Annotated in this window: 17 protein-coding genes and 1 other annotated feature (1 of these 18 only partly in view); of the genes, 5 read left to right on the top strand and 12 right to left on the bottom strand. The window is 47.5% G+C overall.

Annotation, left to right across the window (positions count from 1 at the left end):
* Nucleotides 1-7: 7 nt before the first annotated feature.
* Both HPY27_RS18925 and HPY27_RS18920 read right to left on the bottom strand, forming a co-directional pair.
* Nucleotides 8-1,066, bottom strand: coding sequence for a DmpA family aminopeptidase (locus HPY27_RS18925; protein ID WP_174225702.1), 1,059 nt, complete (start codon nt 1,064-1,066; stop codon nt 8-10).
* A gap of 35 nt (nt 1,067-1,101) precedes the next feature.
* The gene (locus HPY27_RS18920) at nt 1,102-2,037 is read right to left on the bottom strand and encodes a dipeptidase (protein ID WP_174225701.1); all 936 of its coding nucleotides are present in this window, start codon (nt 2,035-2,037) and stop codon (nt 1,102-1,104) included.
* 196 nt (nt 2,038-2,233) lie between these two features.
* Here HPY27_RS18920 and HPY27_RS18915 point away from each other — a divergent pair, with 196 nt between their 5' ends.
* Entirely contained in the window at nt 2,234-3,127 is an 894-nt protein-coding gene (locus tag HPY27_RS18915) for a LysR family transcriptional regulator (RefSeq protein ID WP_007716122.1), read from the top strand.
* 93 nt (nt 3,128-3,220) lie between these two features.
* Here HPY27_RS18915 and HPY27_RS18910 read toward each other — a convergent pair whose 3' ends face one another.
* Entirely contained in the window at nt 3,221-3,859 is a 639-nt protein-coding gene (locus tag HPY27_RS18910; RefSeq protein ID WP_174225700.1) for a DUF2306 domain-containing protein, read from the bottom strand.
* Between the two features lie 150 nt (nt 3,860-4,009).
* Between HPY27_RS18910 and HPY27_RS18905 the strand changes: the two genes are divergently transcribed.
* Nucleotides 4,010-4,600 carry a TetR/AcrR family transcriptional regulator gene (locus tag HPY27_RS18905; protein ID WP_174225699.1) on the top strand — a complete coding sequence of 197 codons (591 nt, stop codon included), beginning with the start codon at nt 4,010-4,012 and terminating at the stop codon, nt 4,598-4,600.
* Between the two features lie 78 nt (nt 4,601-4,678).
* Here the strand turns inward: HPY27_RS18905 and HPY27_RS18900 are convergent, their stop codons facing one another.
* The 8 genes from HPY27_RS18900 to HPY27_RS18865 form a co-directional block, all read right to left on the bottom strand.
* Entirely contained in the window at nt 4,679-5,653 is a 975-nt protein-coding gene (locus HPY27_RS18900; RefSeq protein WP_174225698.1) for a Gfo/Idh/MocA family protein, read from the bottom strand.
* A gap of 84 nt (nt 5,654-5,737) precedes the next feature.
* Nucleotides 5,738-8,836 (bottom strand): efflux RND transporter permease subunit, encoded by a 3,099-nt coding sequence (locus HPY27_RS18895; protein WP_174225697.1) that lies wholly within the window; start codon nt 8,834-8,836, stop codon nt 5,738-5,740.
* Nucleotides 8,833-10,089, bottom strand: coding sequence for an efflux RND transporter periplasmic adaptor subunit (locus tag HPY27_RS18890; protein ID WP_173622330.1), 1,257 nt, complete (start codon nt 10,087-10,089; stop codon nt 8,833-8,835). The genes HPY27_RS18895 and HPY27_RS18890 overlap by 4 nt, the downstream gene beginning before the upstream one ends.
* Nucleotides 10,090-10,183: 94 nt before the next feature.
* Nucleotides 10,184-10,753, bottom strand: coding sequence for a TetR/AcrR family transcriptional regulator (locus tag HPY27_RS18885; protein WP_017250950.1), 570 nt, complete (start codon nt 10,751-10,753; stop codon nt 10,184-10,186).
* A 428-nt stretch (nt 10,754-11,181) separates the two neighbouring features.
* Nucleotides 11,182-13,146: an acyltransferase family protein gene (locus HPY27_RS18880; protein WP_174225696.1), complete on the bottom strand. Its 1,965-nt coding sequence runs from the start codon at nt 13,144-13,146 to the stop codon at nt 11,182-11,184.
* Nucleotides 13,147-13,503: 357 nt separating this feature from the next.
* A complete protein-coding gene (rsiV, locus tag HPY27_RS18875) occupies nt 13,504-14,367 on the bottom strand; it encodes an anti-sigma-V factor RsiV (protein ID WP_017250947.1) in 864 nt (287 codons plus the stop codon).
* Between the two features lies 1 nt (nt 14,368).
* Nucleotides 14,369-14,872, bottom strand: coding sequence for an RNA polymerase sigma factor SigV (locus tag HPY27_RS18870; protein ID WP_017250946.1), 504 nt, complete (start codon nt 14,870-14,872; stop codon nt 14,369-14,371).
* Nucleotides 14,873-15,130: 258 nt separating this feature from the next.
* Complete coding sequence (locus HPY27_RS18865; RefSeq protein WP_174225695.1) at nt 15,131-15,682, bottom strand: hypothetical protein; 552 nt, start codon at nt 15,680-15,682, stop codon at nt 15,131-15,133.
* A 416-nt stretch (nt 15,683-16,098) separates the two neighbouring features.
* Between HPY27_RS18865 and HPY27_RS18860 the strand changes: the two genes are divergently transcribed.
* The 3 genes from HPY27_RS18860 (at nt 16,099) to HPY27_RS30735 (ending at nt 18,174) form a co-directional block, all read left to right on the top strand.
* Complete coding sequence (locus tag HPY27_RS18860; RefSeq protein WP_173624147.1) at nt 16,099-16,569, top strand: DinB family protein; 471 nt, start codon at nt 16,099-16,101, stop codon at nt 16,567-16,569.
* A gap of 229 nt (nt 16,570-16,798) precedes the next feature.
* Entirely contained in the window at nt 16,799-18,079 is a 1,281-nt protein-coding gene (locus HPY27_RS18855) for an MFS transporter (protein WP_174225694.1), read from the top strand.
* A complete protein-coding gene (locus tag HPY27_RS30735) occupies nt 18,043-18,174 on the top strand; it encodes an immunity protein Imm33 domain-containing protein (protein ID WP_483296516.1) in 132 nt (43 codons plus the stop codon). Before HPY27_RS18855 ends, HPY27_RS30735 begins: the two co-directional genes overlap by 37 nt.
* A 118-nt stretch (nt 18,175-18,292) precedes the next feature.
* On the opposite strand, the gene ileS is transcribed toward HPY27_RS30735, so the two are convergent.
* On the bottom strand, nt 18,293-21,373 hold the full coding sequence (gene ileS, locus HPY27_RS18850; protein WP_174225764.1) for an isoleucine--tRNA ligase: 3,081 nt from the start codon (nt 21,371-21,373) through the stop codon (nt 18,293-18,295).
* A 69-nt stretch (nt 21,374-21,442) separates the two neighbouring features.
* Nucleotides 21,443-21,554 (bottom strand) — a binding site (T-box leader); it runs 147 nt beyond the window's last position.

Raw genomic sequence — 21,554 nt, 5'->3', positions numbered from 1 at the left:
TATGTTACTACTCTCCAATGTCCTGACTCGGATACGCATGAACGATGCGTCCTTTTCTTCCCATAGTCGTGACTGCTTGCGCAAGAGAATGGTAGATGGCTTCCTCAGTCGCTTCTGCCGCAGCAGCAAACAGTTCGTTCATGATCGGGTGATCCTCACGTAGTTGCACGCGTGTTTCTGTAACGGCTGTTGTCTGGTGTGGAATCGTTTGCGCGGTGGAAAAAGCGATGACGATGTCGCCGCTCCCATGCCCAAAATGGCTCCCCGTGCGTCCCAAGCCGATTCCTGCGCGCTTCGCTACCCGAAGCAGTTGGCGATCACTCAATGGAGCATCTGTCGCAAGTACAATGATGATGGAGCCATCCTCGGACTTCTCTACTGCGTTTTCATTGTTTTTGCAGCTTGTGAACAGATTCGCTCCCAAGAAATCATTCTTGTTGCCAAAGTTACTGAGTACCAAAGCCCCCAATGTATACGATTGCTCCTCAGCCACTACGATACGAGAAGACGAACCGATCCCACCTTTGTAGCCAAAAGCAATCATCCCCGTCCCTGCCCCAACAGCGCCTTCTTCTACAGCCTGGTCCGTTGCGTTCTGAATCGCTACTCTCGCATCCTCCGGGCGCACGACACAGCGGCGAATGGAATTGAGATGACCATCGTTGCATTCGCCCACAACAATATTGATCGTCCCGGTCGTGTCCCCGATCTCTTCGTTCGTATCCAGCATGTATTGCAGAGTCCCTTGTGTAACCGCTGGAACGGAAAACGTATTGGTGAGCATGATCGGCGATTCCAATACACCCAGCTCATTTACTTGCACGAGTCCCGTCGTTTTGCCGAAGCCATTGATCACATAGCTGGCTGCGGTTACCTTTTCACGAAACAAGCTACCGCCATGTGGCAAAATGGCTGTCACACCCGTGCATGCATAATCCTCGTTGTCCAGCTCATGCTGAATCGTTACATGTCCTACTCGGACTCCGGCTACATCCGTTATGTCATTTTTCTCACCGACCGGCAGTCTCCCGATTGTCGCACCGAGCTGCCGAATTTTTTTCGTCATGCATTCCATTCCTTTCGTAAGGCTATGCCGAACGCTTACACGGGACGATTGCGCAGAAAGTTCTCATAGGCAAACCCGCGCACTTCTTCTTCCTTATAATGCTTGAGTAGCTCGTTGATCAGGTTTTGGCTCTGCCCCGCATGCTCCAAGCCCACGACCTTCGCGGTAATGCCGTCGAAGTCAGAGCCGAGCCCAATATGTCGCACGCCACCGAGTGAACAAAAATGATCGATGTGCTTGATCAGATCATCTATCGTAGTTGGTGTCGTTTCATTGATAAACTGGGTGCAGTAAACGACATGTACATTCGCGCCTTTGGCAAATAACGCTTTTGCCTGTTCATCCGTCAGATTGCGTGGATGGTCGCAAATCGCTCGTGCATTTGAATGACTCGCGATCGGGTATGTAGCGAGCTCAATCGTATCCCAGAAGCTGCCCTCTCCTAGATGCGAGACGTCCGTCAACATTTTATGCTCATTGTGGAACTGAATGATTTCCTTGCCAAAGGTCGTCAATCCGGCATTCCTCGGTTCCAGCGCACCATCCGCAGCGAGATTCGCGAAGTTCCAGGTGAGGCCCACAGAGCGTACCCCCAACTGATACAAAATGTGCAGCTTCTTCAAATCGTTGCCGATTGGCTCAACACCCTCCAATGTCAGCAACGCCCCGATCTCTCCCTCTTGCAAATGGTCGAGATCGCTCCAATCACGGATTTGTTTCATTTCTGGATGTTTCCCGAGAACTTCTGTATAAAAGTAATGAATTTGATCCAAAGCTTTTTGAAAACGTTGCTCCGTGGACAATTCAGGGGATGTCCAGATGGCATAGCACTGTAGCTTTACCCCGCCATCGTGTAGCCGTTTCCTGTTGACATCCAGCTCGTCCGCATCCGCAAAGGACAAAGCCCCATTTTTCTCCCAAATTTTCAGCAGTGCATCACAGTGCAAATCGATAATCGGCATTTTGACCATTTGTATCCATCCCTTGTGCTAATTTCCTTTGAGAACACTACCTATTCTGTTAATGTTAAGGTAATGTATTTTGGAGAGCGAATCCAATAAATTATTGCTATAAGTCACTTAAGAAAACATTATCGAGGCTTATTCGAGGAGGAGCGACCGCCTTTTTGCGGAAAGTTTAAAAATTCACACAATGGAGCCACTACTCATGAATATGGAGCAAATTGAAGCATTCATCTTTGTCGCCCTGACCGGGAGCTTCAGCAAAACAGCTGATTTGCTCTATTTGTCACAGCCCACGGTCAGCATGCGGATCAAAGCACTCGAGACGACTATGGGCTGCAAGCTGTTTCAGCGTACGGGTCATACCATTTCTCTTACAAAAGAAGGCGATCTGTTCCTTCCTTATGCGAAAAACATCATGCATATGCTGCAAGAGGGTCAGCAAGCGATTCAACGATCGCAAGGCGATGTAGAGGGAGAATTGACCATCTCCACCGTTTTTGTCTCCGCCTTTTACATTTTGCCTGACCTCGTCCAGCAATTCCAGCAGTTGTACCCCAAAATCAAACTGACGATCCTTACTGGGCATTCCCATCAGGTGCTCGATATGGTTCTGAACCACGAGGTGTCATTCGGAATTGCTCGTGCCGTTACCCATCCACAGATTAACCGGATTCAGCTGATGCCGGATGACATGGTCTTAGCGATTTATCCCGATCATCCGTTTGGATTCCGCCATCAGGTTTCCATTGAAGAAGTCGCACGTGAACGACTGATCTTGTTCAATCGGGGTTCGCTCGACTGGAAGCTGATCAACAATGCGTTCAGCCATTTTCAGCTACAAAACAATGTCGTCATGGAGGCTGACAACATCGAGGTCGTGAAGCGGATGGTCAAACAACGGCTGGGCATCGCCTTTTTGCCTCGCTTTGCCATCTCCAAAGATTTAAGCGAAGGCGAGCTGCAGGAAGTAGACGTCCTGAATCTGCCGCAAATCAACCGGAACTTCGAGCTGATTTACCTCAAGGATACACCTGTTCACGGGATTATGCGTACGTTTATCGATTTTTTGATGCAGAGCAAGGCTTTGCAGCAGTAGGAAAGAACCATGGGCTTACCTCCTAAAAAAGCTTCACATCTGAACCAATGAAACTGGTTGATGCGAAGCTTTTTAGGAAACGCTGAGTCTCACTCATGCTTTTTTCGGTGCGCGCAGTTTCGTACGAATGATCATCTCTGCCGTCAAGACAAGCCCAATCATGGCGACATAGACGCCGATTGTGTAGCTGATCTCATACGGCAAACCTACCACCTTTTCAAAGATCAGCTTTAATAGATGAATCAGCATGTTGGTGAACAAGAAGACAAAGCTCCTGACCATCCATTCCTTATGCTTCATGACTTGACGCTTTTTAATTTTGACGAGCGCCGTAATGGTGATAGCCGGCCAGATAATGTTCAATAAATGGAAGGGCCAACTCGCCACTTTTCCGCCCGTTACATAAGGGGCCATATATCCGGATGTGACTACCACAACCAACACACTAAAAAGATAGACATAGCCTGTTACTTTATGTAGCTTGCGGTTCTCTGCGAGCAGCTTGTCCGAAAAGTTAGCCACTCCACAGACCAGAGCAATCAGGGCGAAAAACAAATGGATATACATGACCGTAAGCCAGATCGATGTGTTCATTCGCTCTTTGTTGTAATCAGATTTGTGACTGAGGAAGCCTTTCGCTTCTGGATCGATGATAAAGTTTTGCACGAATGCATACGTGATCGCCATACAAGCGACGAAAATAACAATCGAATACGGTTTGATACGGTTCATCCTGCCACACAACCCTTAGTTCGATTTTTGAGACCGAACGGTTCGGTCTCTTTTTGATTTTACTTGATTGCCTTCTTTCGTACATGCGAGAAATGTTACAATAACTTGGACGAATATAGACCGTGTTGGCCGAATGAAAGGACTATCGCGATGCGCAAAGGCGAAAAAACAAAGCTGCATATTATCCAGAAGTCAGCAGAGCTGTTTAATCAAAACGGTTATACTGGAACCTCCATGCAAGACATCATGGATGCAACGGGACTTACCAAAGGCGCACTCTACCGGGGTTTTGCCAGTAAAGATGAAATCGCTATAGAGGCCTTCAAATATGCGGGTGAAGTGTTACATGCGCATTTTTCAACTGCACTGGAAAAACAGGACACGGCCACTGCAAAACTCGTAGCCATGGCAAAGGTATATTCTGATGCGGTAAACAATCCCCCGCTCCAAGGTGGCTGCCCGCTTCTCAACACAGCCGTTGAAAGTGACCACTCGTTCCCTGTACTTCGCGAGTATGCCCTCGCCGCTTACCAAGAGACCATATCGTTCATGCAGGGCTTGCTGGAAGAAGGAATCGCCGAGGGAGAATTTCGTTCCGCAATGGACGCAGAAGCCGTCGCTTCGGTTATCTTCTCTTCGATTGAAGGGGCCATAATGGCAAGCAGACTCACACACGATAACAAGCATGTCCATTTTGCCATCAAGCATATTGAGCAGCTTTTACAGACATACAAGCCATAACAAACAGAAAAGAGCAGTCGCCAGGATGTGATACCCCTGCCTACCTGCTCTTTTTTCGTGGACTTTTCCTGCTAATTTCTATTTGATGTAGTGTACTTTTTCATGTCCAAGCAATGCTTCCAGCACTTGCTGTACTTTCACGCCTGTCTCAAACGTAACCAGTCGGGCATCTCCACCGTTAATCGCAATGGACAGCTCATCCAACAGCAGGGAGAGACGGTCTTGCTGTGGAACTTCAGCCGGAACGAGCGTTTCGCCGTGTCCACCCACAAACAGATTGCTCCAGTTCACGACACTCAATGTCCCTTTTGACCCGTACACGCGATAATCCAAATGCTCCTCATGTGCGATACCTGCTAAGCCATTGATCGTAACCGGAGTACCATCTGTCAGACGCAGGAAGGCCGATACACCTGTCTCGCATAGGTCATGATCTGCTGGATAATCTACCTCTGAGCGGACTACATGCAGGTCTCCGAAGAGCTCGTAAGTCAGGTGAGTGAAATGCGGTAGCACTTCACGGATGAAACCGCCTTGCTCGCGACCAGCCAGCCAAGGTGTTTGTTGCCATGGACGCGGCCACTGGTGAAAATGTGTCAGGATATCGATGCGGCGGATATCTCCGATTTCTTCGAGTCTGCGGGAGAGCTCAGGAAAAACGCCTTGATAGTAGAGCGGGAAGTTCATCGCATGGACAACCCCTGCGTCATTTGCTGCTTCCAGCATTTCTTGCGCTTCTGTCAACGAATTGGCCAACGGCTTTTCGCAGAGCAAATGCTTTTTGTGCGCCAGTACATCAAGCGCAATGGCGTGATGGAATTTGGGAGGGACAGCCAAATAGATGACGTCCAGCTCTATTTTTTTCAATAATTCCTTATAATCTGTGTACCAAGGCACATCGCCGGACTTTTGCGCGGCTTCCTGTGCTCTTTCCGCAGATACATCACTCACTGCGGCTACTCGAAATTTTTCGTGGGTACGGATCGCGTTCATCATGCGCTCGCCCATGACGCCTGCGCCAATAACCCCAACGTTCCATTTCACTTGGTCCATCTGTATTTCCTCGCTTCCTGGTGAATGTTCGTCTTCGTGCCTCTACCCCTTTCTCCATTTGTCTGAACATTCCTCCTGAATAGCTTAGATTGACAGCTGATTCTGCGCTTCCTTTTTTACCCGCTTCTTCTCTTTTTGGATGGCTACAACTGTATAGAGAGAAGGAACGACGATCAGCGTGAGCAGCATCGAGAACAGCAAGCCAGAAATGATTGTAATGGCGAGCGGCTGAAACAACACACTCCCCTTAATCGCCATCGGTGACAAACCTGCTACTGCGGCGAAGGTCGTAAGTAAAATCGGCCGCAAACGGGCTTTCCCTGCTCCAATCACCGCATCGTGCAGAGCGACGCCTTCATGCCTCGCCTCCTCGATGAATTCGATTAAGACAATCCCGTTTCGGACGACGATGCCTGCCAATGCGATAAAACCCGCCACCGTCATGAATCCAATCGGTGTCGACGTGATGAATAGTCCGATCAAGCTGCCCGCGATCGCGAGGTATACCGTACTCATCACCAAAACAGGAATAGACAAGGAATTAAACTGCACGACGATCAGCAAAAAGATAAGGAAGACCGCAATAACCGCAAGCACTCCCAAATCGAGCAATACTTCCGATTCCTCTTCTGTTTCACCTGTCACATTCCAAGCATACCCGTCCGGCAGTTCCAGCTGCTTCATTTTCGCGTTCACTTCGCTCATCACATCAGCGGCCGTCCGATCTCGGACATCACTCGTGATGGTGACACTGCGGGACATATTGTAACGAGGAATACTCTGCATCGATAAGTCTGGCTTCATTTCGGCTATTTGTGAAACCGGAATGAGCTGCCCACGCGCATTTGGAACCGTGAGTTGAGCGAAGACTTGCTCTGTCGTCATTCCCGACTGATCGGCTATCAGCGTAATATCGACCAAGTTTTTCCCATTGTCAAATTGCCCCATTGGAATGCCTTGGCTGATCAATCGCAATGTTCTGGTCAAATCCGCTTCATTGATCAGCTCCTTATCCATCTTTCCCTGATTCACTTGGAACTGGAGGGAATACTGTTCATTTCCCAGCGTGTCGTTGGTGTTGTAAGTTCCCTCGATCTCCATGATGAGCTTCTTGATTTGCTCAGAAATCGTGTATAGCTCCTGCAAATCATCCCCGTACACCCGAATCCCTACCGGACTTCCCGTATACATACCATCCTTCGCACTGTAAGGAATGATATTCGCTTCTGGATACATCATCTTAAACTGCTCGGACCACGGCGCAAGCACTTTTCGCGCATCCATTTTGTTATGGTCAAATGTGACGATCAATTGCGCGACATTTTCTCCGGTTCCAACTGGCGGCGCAGAGGGCAGCATCTGTGGTGCGTTGCCCCCTACAAAAGACGAGACTTTTTGAATATGCGCCTGCTGCGAAATCCATTCGGAAACACCAAGAACAATCCGATCCGTTTCCTGTAAATTACCGCCAACTGGCGTCGTTATATTCACAACCATCTGTGGCCTGTCAGCATCCGGAAAGAGCTGTACTGGGACGAACATAACGAGTCCATAGGCCGCAGTAGCAATCAGTACCCCGCTCATTCCTGTTTTCAGCGGCTTTTTTAACATCACTTTCAGAACACGATCGCCATACCAATTCGTCAGTGTATCGATTTGTTTGCCCAGCAAGCCAGCTGGCTTCCGATAGTCTGTCTCTGTTTTGCTCCGCTTCTTGTTCCTTCGCTCGTTCCATTCCCGGTAAATCGGAATAATGGTGAGGGACATGAACATCGAGGCCCCCATCGTAAAGATGATAATGAGTGGTACCGGAAAAATAAACTGGCCTGCATCACCTGGGAGAAACATGATCGGTCCAAACGCTGAGATAGTAGCCAGGGTAGCCGTAATGATGGAGACCGCAACCTCCTTCGTCCCTGCTACAGCAGCGGTATACGGGTCCTCTCCCAATACAGATAGCCTTCGCTCAATGTTGTCATTCACTACGACTGCGTCGTCAACCAAAATACCAAGAACAATGATGAGCCCGAATACGGTCATCTGATTGAGCGTAATGCCAAAGAACGGCAGGATCACCATCCCTGCGGCCAGCGAGATTGGAATTGCCAATGCGACCATCAAGGATGTCGTCAAATTCAATCCAAGCATACAAATGAAAAGAACCGCTACGATGGCAATGATCATCTCCACGTACAATTCAGTAAAAACACTGTCAATTTGATCCACCTGCGCAAACACGGGTTCTCTGTTCGCCCATGACGGTAGACTCTTTTCCAGCGCCGCGAGCTTCTCATTGACTGCTTTATGTACCTTTGGAACGTCGCTTCCCAGCTCGGCATTGATGCTAATCGTCGCAGCAGGCTTCCCGTTATAGTACGTCCGGTACTCCACCCGTTTGGTACTGTCGGAAATGGTGGCAATATCCTTCAAATAGACGGGCATGCCCTCCTGCGTACGTGTTACGACTACCTTTTCAAAGGTCCCCACATCGGTGCTGACAGGTAATGTGAGCTGGTATTTCCGCGTATCCATGTTGACATCACCGAGCGGCGTTGTTTCATTTTTGGTTTGCACAGCATTCATTACTTGCGCCCAGGAAATGCCGTACTGTTGCAGCTTTTTGGCATCGACAGCGATTTTCACCTCTTGCTCTGGCAATCCTTGAATCGTGACATCGGAAACGCCCGGAACGGTTCGTAGCTGATCCTTCCACAGATCCAGTGTATCGCGTAATTGGAGAACCTCTTCAAAAGAATCGGTTGTGACTTGAAATGTTTGGATGAACGTACGACTCAAGTCATCATTGATGATAGGCTGTTCTGCTTCATCCGGTAAGTCGGCCTCCGCATCCTTCACTTTTTTCCGTACATCTTCAAACACCTTTTTCGGCACAACGTCATTCTCGGTTTTCAAATGGATAATCGAGACGCCCGAACGGGACTCGGAGCTAATCGATTTAATGCCATGTACTTCGTTGATTTTTTCTTCCAGCTTCTTCGTGACCGTCTGCTCCACCTTCTCCGGAGTCGCTCCCGGATACACGGTGGTGATGGTCGCCATGCTGACAATGATGTCTGGCTGCTCCTGTTGCGGCAGTGAAACCGTAATGGACAAACCGATCAGCACGAGCATCGTAAAGAAAACGAGGGTGATTTTGCGCTTCTGGATGAAAAACTCGATCATGGCTGATTGCCTCCTTTTACGGTAACAGAGTCCCCGTTAAGCAAGCGATCAGCACCTTTCATAATCAACATGTCCCCTTCCTGCAAGCCAGAAGTAACTTCAAAATGATTGTCCACATACTGACCAATCGTGACAGTCGTTTTGGTCGCTTTTCCATCTGTTAGCAAGAAGACATAGGGTTCCGAGCCTCGGCTAAAAACTGCCTCCGCAGGGACAAAAATCCCTTTCTTTTGCGACAGGGTTCGCTTTACAGTGACAACTTGCCCAGCAAACCAGTCTTTCTTGGTGTTATCGATGACTACTTCCACGCTAATCGTGCCCGTCTGTTCGTTCGTGGCCGGATATATATTGGTTACCTTTCCTTTTCGTTTCTCCTCGTACAAGCGAATCTCGACTTCATCTCCTACCTTCCACGATGAGATGTCCTTGTCAGGTACAGGCAAGATTGTTTTCAGCTGATGGATATTGCCGATTCGGTAGACAGGAGCACCTGGATTTGCCAACTGCCCTACATCAGCCAATTTTGCCAGCACAGTTCCCTGAATAGGTGCTTTCACCTCGGTTTTTGCCAAAGTAGCTGCTGCCTGATCTCGGGTCACCATGGCTCCCTGGTAGCTGGCGTTTGTGGCACTGATATCCTCCGTACGAGCGCCTGCTTTCACCAATGAATAGGTCTCTTGCACCTGGGCGTAATCTTTTTCGGCTAGTTCAAACGCATGCTTGGCACTTTCAAATTCGGTTTCGGAAATCGCCCCGTTTTTATAGAGCTGTTCCATGCGCTGATAATCTTTCTGTGCTTGATCCCGTGAGATTTTCTTCGCTTCGACCGCTACTTTTGCTTGCTGGACCTCTTGTTCGCGCGCACCATTTTTTACTTTTGAAAGCTGTGCGTTTGCGCCATGCACATTGGCGTTTGCTAATGCGAGCTGGAGGGAGTAGTCAGTAGAATGGAGACGGGCCAGCACATCTCCTTTTTTGACTGTGTCTCCTTCCTTGTACGGCAACGACTTGATTTCACCAGCTACTTCAAACGAAACCGTCGTTTCTTCCATGGGCGCAAGTGTCCCCGACAGTTCACTAGTCGATTGAAAGCTTTTCAGCTGAATCAGATGCGCTTCTACGAATTTGGCCTCAGCTTGGGCTATACTCCCAGCAGACGAGGTCATATCGTGATTGTTCGTGCAAGCCGTCGTCATTACTGCAAGGGAGACCAGCACCAGAAGCCCCATACTTTTTCTGATCGACTTATCCATAAGCGACTCACTCCTATACGTTTCTTCTCTTTTTCTGTGATAAAGATATTCGGAATGAACATTCATTCCGTATTGTTCAAAAGAAGGATCAGAATTAATGAATTCTGATCGCATCCCAACAAGCTTCCTCTACGCCTGCAAGCAATTCGGGGGTTTCTTCGATTTCGCCAGCCATGATGCACTTGTTCAATGCGATGTATGCACCGTCGACAATTGCAATCAATGCATCCGCTGGCAACGGACGAATGACCTTCTTTTTTTGCCCCTGTTCAATGAACTCGAATAAAAATGTGCGCAGCTTCATGTATGCAGCTCGGCTGGCTTCGTCCAGGTAGTGACCATTTGTGTGGGAATCCAGAAACAACAAGGCGTTCAAATTCTTTTTGGAGTAGCGAATCGTCTGCTTCGCAATATGCCGAAATTGCTCACGTAAGTCGTCACTTGTACGAGGATAGCCATCTTGGAGTGTCTCAAGAAACTCCCCCACACTTTCTTGGAACAACGTATTAACGAGCGCTTCTTTGTTTTCAAAATAACGATAGATGGTACCGGCACCGACTCCTGCTTTTTCGGAAATCATCGGGACGGTCGTTCCATCAAAACCGCGCTCTACAAACAGAACGAGCGCTGCTTCCAAGATTATTTCGCGCTTGGTTTCAGACAAGGTCATGACTCCTTTCGTGCGGAATGAATTTTCATTCTGGTAGGAATTATAGTATATATTTTACTGGAGTGTCAAATGGCCCGTGTGCAGATGTAAAATGGACTAGGTAAGCTACATAGATGTTGAAATGCCAAAAGTGGCCTCTCTTGAAAATCGAGCAGTTGAGTCAAGAAACAAAATTTATCCGAGCTCGCAAAAGCTAAAGAACAAATTTCGACTGGTAAACAGCAAATGGAGGAAATCCTAACGGCTTTAAACAATCTTGCTAACTTAGGCGGTTATCCTATGTTTCGGTTTCCTTGCGATGAAGCTATTGATGCGAAGGGAAAGATCCTTTTTGAACATAACTCAACTGTTCGATGAAAATATAGTATTAGACTGTATATAGAATGTCACTGACTTTCTCTTTGTCTCGGCAGCTTTCGCAATTAACGGTCGGTTACAGTTGTGCGGCTTCCGGTATCGCCGTTTTGTTGCGGTTTGATCGCTTCCACTACCAGAGAAACATATACCTTGGCGCCTTCCTCGACAAGATGCACGCCGTCCCGTGCGAAATACGAATCTTTGTTGACGCTGGCCGCGTACCAGTCGACGAGTGTCACATTGGAGAACTGATTAGCTGCCTCCTCCAGTTCTGAGTTGACGACTTGTTCCCAATTACGCGGCACTCGTGTATTTACAAGTACAATTTGCCGAACGTCTTTGAGCGAATTCATTAGATTAACAAGTGTCTTCTCCGAGAATGGTCCGTTCGTGCCGAGCTCGATAATGACTACGTCGCCTAGCTTGCCGTTGGTCTTGAGTTGATCGACTACGTCCTGCGCCTCAGACAACTGCCGGCCCACTTTGCCGTTGATTGTGCTTCCAGGAAGAAGAGTTTTCAGATAAGGAGCAATGTCGAGCATGACCGAGTCGCCGATCGCGGTCACTCCCTGGCCCGTATCCGGCTTCGGAGTCTCAACGGGCTGTTTTGAGTCGTTTGGCTCCGAAATAAGTTTGTCGTCCGGCCTCGTATAGTCGTCCGGTCGGGCAGGATGGTCCGGTGGCAATGAGCCATCAAGTCCCGAATGTTCTTTGCTGTCGAGTGCTGTAGCGAATTCTTGCTGAGAGTTCGGCGACGCTGTCCCATCCGTTTGAAGGTTGCTGGCGCCTTGTGAAACTGAACTCGTCGTCGCGCTATAAGCACAGCTAGTTATACTGATTAAAAAAAGCATAGGTACGAGTAGCTTACACACCGAAGCCATGTTGCGACCGATCGATACCCGATTCCTCCGCATTTTCCGATCACTCATCTGCATCCATATTTTACCCAAACCGCCGTTGCGAATCGGCTCCTCGATAAACCGCCACGATAGCGCGGCAAGTACAACACTCGCTATTACCTGCAATATGCTGCGCACAATACTGGTCCCGCCGGTGTTGACCACAGGACTTGTCAGGACGATAACCGGATAATGCCAAAGATAAATACCGTAAGAGCGAACGCCAAACCACCGCAGCGGTTTCCACCCCAACACTTTTCCCAGTCGGCTGACCGGATGGACGAGCGCCGCTACCACTACGGCCGTTGCGACGGACAGCAGCACAAATCCTCCTCGGTAAAGAAAGCTGTCGTACGGATCGGTTTGCCAGATCATGACCACAATTGTGACCAGACCAGCCGCCCCGAAGCAATCAATGAGTAAACGTGCTTGAGGCGCAGCTTTTACGGAGAGATTGCGGCTCGGCCATATCATTGCGAGCGCGGCGCCGATGAGCAGGGCGAACGCTCTCGTATCTGTTCCGTAGTAGACCCGGCTCGGGTCAGTACCTGGCTCGTAAAGCAACGCCATCGCTAGCACCGAAATAAGCGCGAGACCGAAAGTCAACCCGAGAAGCCGCCATCTCCGCGGTGAAAAGTGGAGACCGATAACAAGAAGCAGCGGCCACAGTAGGTAGAACTGCTCCTCCACGGCGAGCGACCAGAAATGACCAAACGGTGAAGGCGGACCGAAGCTCGAAAAATACGAAACCTCGTGAAAGATACGCCACCAGTTGTTGACATAGAGCAGCGTCGACAGGACCTCCCCACGAAGCGGTGCCAGTTGGGAGCGATCGAGTAACGTAATCCATACCATGACGACCGCAATTGTGACGAGCAGCGCGGGCATCAGCCGCCGTACCCGTCTTAACCAGAAGTCTTTCCAATCAATCTTCCCGTCTCTTTTCCATTGTGCAATGAGGATGTCCGTGATAAGGTACCCGGACAATACGAAAAACACGCCGACACCTAGTAACCCTCCAGGAGCCCAGTTGCCATTGAGGTGATAGACGATGACGGCTAATACAGCAAGCGCCCTCAATCCGTCAAGCCCAGGCATGTAGCGGCCATTGTCGTTCAGCGGCTTAGGCATACCGGCTGCCCTTCCCATCTATATCGACGTTTGCCGCGAATGGCGGGAGTTGTTCGTTTATCATGCCGTTCTCCACCGCGAGTCGGCTACTACAGTTCTGTTTCATTCGTTTCATGCTATGCATCTGTATTCTACCCTTTCAATCACAATAATTAGGTTTCAACTAAGCTGACGAGTAACTAATAGAATACATGTACGACGAACCCGATATATGTACTTCGGGTCCGAAGTGAATACCAGACTTCATACGGTGCTGTCAGCACGACCTTCGTAGGTAATGCAGTTAGCCGCGGCAATGTAGTCATTAGATTCGTTTTCACAGGATACGCGATGGAACCTATGACTCGATTTCGATTTTTATTTTATATATTCGTTACTTACTAATGCATCGGTAATGACATTGGTTGGTATGATAAACTCACGCACGCCCATAAATCCGGGTGCGACCTCGTATTTTTCAAAGCAGATGACAAGTTTGCCATCATTATTAATATAGAAGCTTTGATCTTTAGCAATGGTTTCAAAGTTGCCTCCCTTCTCATCTAACCAATAAACCTTTTCGGGATCTGCTTTCATCTGCTGTCTCATCTGTTCTTTTATATTTTCGTTGATTAGGCTTATATAACTTTCATCTTTAAATAAACTCGGCAAGGTAATCAAAAGCTGATTTTTCTTGTCTATCGTGTCGTAAGTATATTTTGATAAACCATTAACCGTGCTTACAACATATCTACCTAAAGCAAGGATCTGATCATTGTCGGTTTTGACATCATAACCGCTTTTTACACCTACATGACCTCCGCCATTTTTCTTTAATTCCTCCATCTCAGCCGTGAAATCGTTATACAGTTTTTTACTTTCTTCCAGGTATTTGTTGTTCAAGGTGGCTTCTAAGGTTTTGTTTTCCATGTTTGTAATGGCAGGTACTTTTATATCGGCTTTGGCCGTTTCTTCATCTACTTTAAATTCTGTAAAAGTTAGTACCTTGACGAGCGAGCTAATCAACGGTACTTCCGATAAGGCATTTGCAAATGTGGGGCTAGCATTAATCCCTGTTATAAATATAATAGCCGCTGCCCCAACACCAACGAGACTCTTCGTCCTCTTGTTCGCATGTTTTTTCTTGCTTTGTTTAAGAGCTTTCTTCACAACGAAATCCAATTCATCGGGGATAGGCGTATTCTTATATTTTCTTTTCAATTGTTCCAGTTGTTCGCTCATATTACTTTACCTCCTGTAAAATTTCGTCGCTCATTTGAATTCGAAGTTTGCGGAGTGATTGATACAATCGAGTTTTTATCGTGTTGATGTTTTCGTTCATCACTTCCGCAATTTCTTCAATTTTTAAATCCTCAAAATATCTAAGTACAACCACAGTTCGAAAGGCTTGAGGCAATTGCTCCAAAGCCTTCTCCAGATCGATGTCATGGTAGGCGTCTTCACATATGGGGCCGTGTAATTCCAACGTCTGATCATCTACTAGTTGAATCCTCTTTTGTTTTCTAAGGAAATCGAGAGATGTATTCACCACGATTCTGTAAAACCAAGCTTTCATCGAACCTTCGGATTTTAAGGTGTGTGAAGATGACAACGCCTTGTGGATAGAGTCCTGAACAATATCCAGTGCGTTATCTGCATTCTTTACATAACTGAAAGCTAACTGATACACATTCTGTTTATTTTCCGTAATAAAACGGATAAGTAATTTTTCCAATTTTCTATCCATTTAAAGATTCTCCCCTTGATACGCGCCGTATCATTTGCTTTCCTTACCTGTAAAAGACGACTGAGCTAACCAAAAAGTTTGTTTTTCAAAAATGGGAAATATGAGAGTCCCTGAAATCACCCGCAATGTATTTTCGAGTGAAAGGGGGATTAACGAACGAAGAGTTTGAATCAACAAGAAACTCGATGCCCCTTTAAGGAAATCGAGTTTCTTGTTGAATAATTGTAAGTTTGCTGGGAATGTGTATCACTAATCGTTTTATTGTTTTACAGTGCTTTGGTTATCAGAAAAAACCATTTTCAGTTTACTTTCTTCCAAAGCTAAGACAAGATGATCCACGTATCCACCATTTCCTCCTTGTGGAGCCGTTACAATAATATCGTTCACCTTATCACCCGTATAGTCACCAATAATTAGGTTTGGTTCTCTTCCAAACTGCTCATCCAATGTTCCATCTGTCCCTTTGTTCACCCAATCATGTTTTACGTATCCTTGGGTTTTTCCATCCTGCACTACAATAGATAAATTGTCGGCATAAGCATCTAATGTTCCATCAATCATTTCTTTTGTTCCAACCAATATCACTTTGTCTTCAACAGAATCACCGTTCACATCGGCCATTTTGTAATCAAGTACATACGTATTTTCTTTTAGTTTAAGTTCGGGCGCTATAAATTTTTGACCAATTTCCACTTTTGGGGCTTGAGCTGTCTGTTCTGCAGAAGCAACTTGGAGTTTTCCCACTCCTGCTGCACAAATAAAACCTGCGAGTACCAAAAAAGAAAGTTTCTTTACGTGTTGATTTTTCATATTTTTAACCTCCATTTATCATTTGCTTGCCTTACATATGAACGACGTATGAGATACCCTAAAAAGTTTGTTTTTCGTTTAATCATGGAAAGCCACCGGGCTAATGCCATTTTTATTACATGTGCTCTCGACGGGATAGTTGGCTGATGCTGCTGAATATGAAGGCGTAAGAAGATATCAAACCCAGACTGAGAAAATATAGTATTAGACTGACATGGGGTATTACGCTAACGGGCAGTTTTGCTTAATCTCTAAAGTCCCAATAGTGGAATAAACATTTTGGGACTTTTCGAAGAAATCACTTAAGGGTGACTTATTGTTGGCTAAAACCCAGAAGGTACTTGTTCTATAACGAAGAATAATAATTATTATCGAATGCACCCTCCCACAAAAATAATAATGAAGGAGAGGATCGGATGGAAAAGTTGATCGAGGAGTATAGCCAAGACTATGCGCTGCTGCGAGAAGCCGTCGAAGGATTGTCTGAGGAAGAGCTGCGTTTCCAACCTGCACAGGACAAATGGAGCATCCATCAGATTGTGATCCATGTGACCGATAGCGAAGTCCTGTCGACACATCGGCTGAGAAAAGTCTTGGCGGAGGAAGAACCGCTTCTACTATCATTTGATCAGGAAGCCTGGGCGGATAACCTAGGATATGAACGGTTGGACTGCGAGCAGCATCTGCTCCTGTTCCAAATGCTGCGGGCCAGCATGCTGCCGCTTCTGGTAAATCTGACTCCCGAGCAGCTTGAACGCGTCGGGCAATATCCGGATGGAGCGCGGTTCACGTTCAAAGAGCTGCTGGAATTTCGCGTCCGGCATGTCCGTGACCACCTCGCCCAGATTGAGCGGGTAAGGCAGGCATATCAGGAGGATAAGATATAACACTACATGCTAGTTGTGATTAAACTAACGGGGTCGATAGTTCAATAACAATATGGAAAGGCAGTCGAATTAACCGGCTGCCTTTTCTACGTTAACGGTAGGATAATGGAAGAATTTGCGGGCAATTGATATAGGTTCATTTGCGATAATGAAAACGCAAGATCTTGAAACGTAAGTTCCCCTATACTAAAAATGGCAATTAGTTGTGACGAAAAATGGGGGAACGAACATGAGTAACAAGGTGGAAGGATTGTTAACTAACACAGATTTTCGCAGGCTCTGGATTGGGCAAACTGCATCACAGTTTGGGACCCAGGTTGCCTTATTAGGAATGCCATTAGTGGCAGCTCTCTATTTAGGGGCCAGTCCCATGCAAATGGGGTTGCTTGGTTTTGCCGAGTATGCGCCATTTATCATTTTCGGTTTGCTCGCTGGTGTATGGATAGACAGATTTCCCCGGCGACCAATTCTTGTCGCCGCTAACTTTTTCAGGGGTGTATTACTGCTCATTGTGCCGCTGACAGCCTTAACTGGATTCCTGAATATGACCGTTCTATATTTGGTAGCCTTCATAGTAGGTATCTGTACTGTCTTTTTTGATGTTGCCTATACATCCTTTTTGCCTTCCATTGTGAACAAGGAGCAGCTTGTTGATGGGAATAGCAAACTAGAGACAAGTAAATCTACCGCACAAATTGCTGGGCCGGGTTTATCAGGTGGACTGGAACAGTTAATCACGGCTCCTTTTGCAATATTGTTCACGTCGGTATCCTTTTTTATATCCGCTGTGTACATAGCCCGGATTCGCAAGTTGGAAACAGTCGTGACAGATGCGAAAAAACAAAAAAACATGTGGCTGGAAATTAAAGAAGGGCTGCATACGGTTTACACAAAACCGTTGCTGTGGGGAGTGGTGCGCTGCTCAACAGTCTTTAACCTTTCCTGGAATGTTATTTTTAGTATTTATGTTCTATATGCATCGCAAGAACTCAAAATCAGTGCGAGCATTCTTGGCATCATTTATGGAACGCTAGGAGTAGGGTACCTATTTGGCTCTCTGCTTGCCCAAAGGGCTGTACGTCGTTTTGGAGTAGGTCCAACAATTGTGGGTTCCGCTACGATCGCAGCAAGTGGCGGTTTGCTTGCTCCATTAGCAGTAGGATCAGAATTAAGTATTGCGTTGATTATGATGCTCGGACAGCTTCTTTTCGGAATGGGTGTCTCCATGTTTAGCATTAGTACCATCAGTTTACGTCAAGTAATTGTACCCGATGCCCTGCAAGGTCGCGTGAATGCTACATTTCGATTTATCTCGTGGGGTTCTTTACCGCTTGGTTCGTTAATTGGAGGGATGATAGCGGGGGCAATGGGGTTACGGTTCGCTTTATTTGTGGGTGGCATTGGATTGTTAGCTTCGGCTTGTACATTATTGTTCACCCCATTTTTACAACTACGTGTGAAATCATTTCATGAATTAACATTGGAAAAAGATGTGTCTATAGAAAGCTAAGGAATGTAAGAGAGGGTGTTTTACCTCTTAATGGTCTTCGCATCCATCCGGAGCATGACACTACTCGTTGGTATATTTGGGCTGGAGAATTTTAGTTGCGGACGATTATGAAGACGTTTGGTTTGACCCAGAGATCTTACATGACTGAAGAAAACAGCTAGGGAACCGGTGTACCAACCATGCTCCCTAGCTGTTGCTTATCTAACCGCTTCGTTACCCAATGTACAAACCAAATGTTTTGTCTCCGAACGAAACGGTCTCCCTATCTGCTATTTTCGTAAAAGACACGCCCGAAACGAGTACACTCTCACGCAAAACATGATCAAAACGCTCCAATGCGGCTCGTAGCTCATCGTCCACATCCAGTACGAGCTGGACTCGTTTATCGATAGGCAAATCCAGCTTTTTGCGTGCATCCTGAATAACACGGATGACTTCACGAACCAAGCCTTCCTGCTCAAGCTCTTCTGTGAGTGTCGTATTCAAGGCCACGTGGAGCTGATAGCCAGATGCAGAAGCAAAGCCTTGCTTCCCTTGCTTTTCCACGAGCAGCTCATCTAGCGTAAGCCGCACGCTCTCCCCTGCGACCTCCACATCCAAGTAGCCATTGTCCACTGCTTTCTCTGCATCGGCATCGTTCAATTCCTTTAAATACCCTTGGATTGGCCCAACGAGCTTGCCGTATTTTTTCCCAGCTACCTTCAGGTTGAGCTTGAAATGATACGTCACGAAGCTGCTGTCGCTTTGCTCCACTCGAATGTCTTTGACATTGATTTCGTCTTGGATAATACCAGCAAAACGCTCGAGATTAAATGGCTGCTCCATCGATACGATCAGCTCGGCCAGAGGCTGTCTGGTCTTGAGTCCAGTTTCGTTGCGGACATTTCGCGCCAGCTCCACGATGTGTCGAGCCATTTCCATGTCCCGCTCAAGGGTTTCGTCGATTGCTTCTGTGTTCACCACGGGATAGTCAGTCAAATGAACACTGACTTCTCCCCCCAGATTGCCATACATATCTTCAGCAATCAGCGGCGCGTATGGTGCGATCATCTTCGCCAGCGTCAGCAACACTTCCCGCAGCGTCTGGTAAGCAGACACTTTGTCAGGTGTCACCCCACTACTCCAGAAACGATCCCGCGAACGACGGATGTACCAGTTGCTCAGCTCGTCGACGAATGCTTCGATATGCCCCGCCGGATTCATGAAATCGTAGGTTTCCAGACCTTTGACTACGTGCTGCACGGTGGTATTCAAGCGGGAAAGTATCCAACGATCCAATTCGTTTACAGGCGCTTGCGGCAGATGCTCTTCTGGTTTGAACGAATCGATCAAGGCGTATAACGAATAAAAAGCATGCGTGTTATGGATCGTATCGATCACTTTGTACTTCGCCTCGGCGACAATCCGCTTGGAGAACCGCTTGCTGCTCCACGGCGCACTGTCAGACAAAAGCGCCCAGCGGAACGCATCTGCTCCGAATTCTTCGATAACCTCCCACGGATCGATTCCGTTTCCTTTACTTTTGGACATCTTCTGGCCGTGTTCATCCAAAACGTGGCCGGTAGAGATGACTGCCTTGTAAGGCGCTTTTCCGTTATACAGAGTAGAAACCGCCAACAAGCTGAAGAACCAGCCCCGCGTCTGATCGATTCCTTCCGAAATGATGTCGGCAGGGTATTGCTCCTGAAATACCTTTTCGTCGCCGAATGGATGATGGTACTGAGCAAACGGCATCGAACCACTGTCAAACCACACATCAATGACCTCAGGAGTTCGCTCCATCGTACCGCCGCAGGAGCAGCGAAGCTTCACCTCATCCACAAACGGCTTGTGCAGCTCCAGATTCTCTTCGAGTGGTGCCACAGATTTCTCACGCAACTCTTTTACACTGCCTGGTGCATATTCGCAGCCACAATCCTGACAAAGCCATAGATTGAGCGGCGTCCCCCAATACCGATTGCGGCTGATATTCCAGTCTACAAGCTCTTCGAGGAATTTCCCAAAGCGCCCTTCGCGCAAGTGGCCCGGATACCACTCGATCTTGCTATTGTTTTCGATCAGCTGATCCTTAATCGCTGTCGTTTTGATGAACCAGCTCTCCATCGCGTAGTAGAGCAGCGGTGATTTGCAGCGCCAGCAAAACGGATAGCTATGCTCGTAGCGCTCCTTGGAAAACAGTAGACCGCGATGCGACAAGTCTTTTACGATATCGACGTCGCAGTCCTTAACGAAGCGACCCGCGAAATCCGAGATTTGATCGGTATAGCGGCCAGCCAAATTCACGACGTTCACGAAATCAAGTCCATGCTGACGGGTCGTGCGATAATCATCCTCCCCGTGCGCTGGTGCCGTATGCACGATCCCAGTTCCGCTCGTATCACTGACATAATCCGCATCGACGACAATATGCCCATGGTTTACCTTTAGATAGCCAAAAGGCGGCTCATACTGGGTCCCTACGAATTCTGCACCTTTGTGCGTGGACAAAACCTCGTAGCCTTCCTTGAACACTTTCTCCGCCAGATTTTTTGCTACGACGTACACTTCATCCTTGTACTTGACCCGCACGTAATCGAGCTCTTTGTTAACAGCCAAAGCCACGTTTGCTGGAAGTGTCCATGGTGTCGTCGTCCACGCGAGAAAGATGTCATCGCTCGTCTTGCTTTTGAATTTGACCGTCGCACTCAAGTCCTTCACGTCTTCATAGCCTTGCGCCACTTCATGGGAGCTGAGCGTCGTCTGGCAATCCGGGCAATACGGACTGACACGATGTCCTTTGTACAGCAGTTCTTTTTTATGAATTTCTGAAAGGATGTGCCAGACGCTTTCGATGTAGTCGTTGGTCAACGTCACATATGGATGCTCCATATCTGTCCAATAAGCGATCCCTTCCGTCAGCTCGCGCCATTGTTTTTCGTACTCGAATACGCTATTTTTGCACTCCTCGATGAACTTGGCCACTCCGTAGTTTTCGATCTCCTGCTTGCCGGAAATGCCGAGTCGCTTCTCCACCCCGAGCTCTACCGGAAGACCGTGTGTATCCCAGCCTGCTTTGCGGACGACGCGGTAGCCAGACATCGTTTTGTAGCGTCCGATAAAATCCTTGATGACCCGTCCGAGCACATGACCGATATGCGGCTGTCCGTTAGCGGTTGGAGGCCCTTCATAAAAAACGAAATTAGGCTTACCTAGCCGATTGTCCATCGACTTGCGGAATGTATCGTCTTTCCTCCACTGATCCAGAACACGTAACTCTCGTGTCCTTGCTTTTTCTTTTACGTCTACTTTCCTCATCATGTACACTCCTTCTTCTGTAGTTTGCGTAGAAGTGTAGGTTCATAGAACGCAAAAAAATCCCGCCCCCTAAGGGACGAGATTTGATCTCGCGATACCACCCTTGTTCCGAAAAGCTCATGTAATCATGATTTTCCGGCACCTCTACTACGTACCATCATACGCGTCCCTTGTAACGGTG

This window comes from Brevibacillus sp. HB1.1, from assembly GCF_013332445.1.
Classification (GTDB): domain Bacteria; phylum Bacillota; class Bacilli; order Brevibacillales; family Brevibacillaceae; genus Brevibacillus; species Brevibacillus porteri.
The sequence above is the reverse complement of the archived record's forward strand: the minus strand, read 5'-3'. Positions and strand labels throughout refer to the sequence as shown.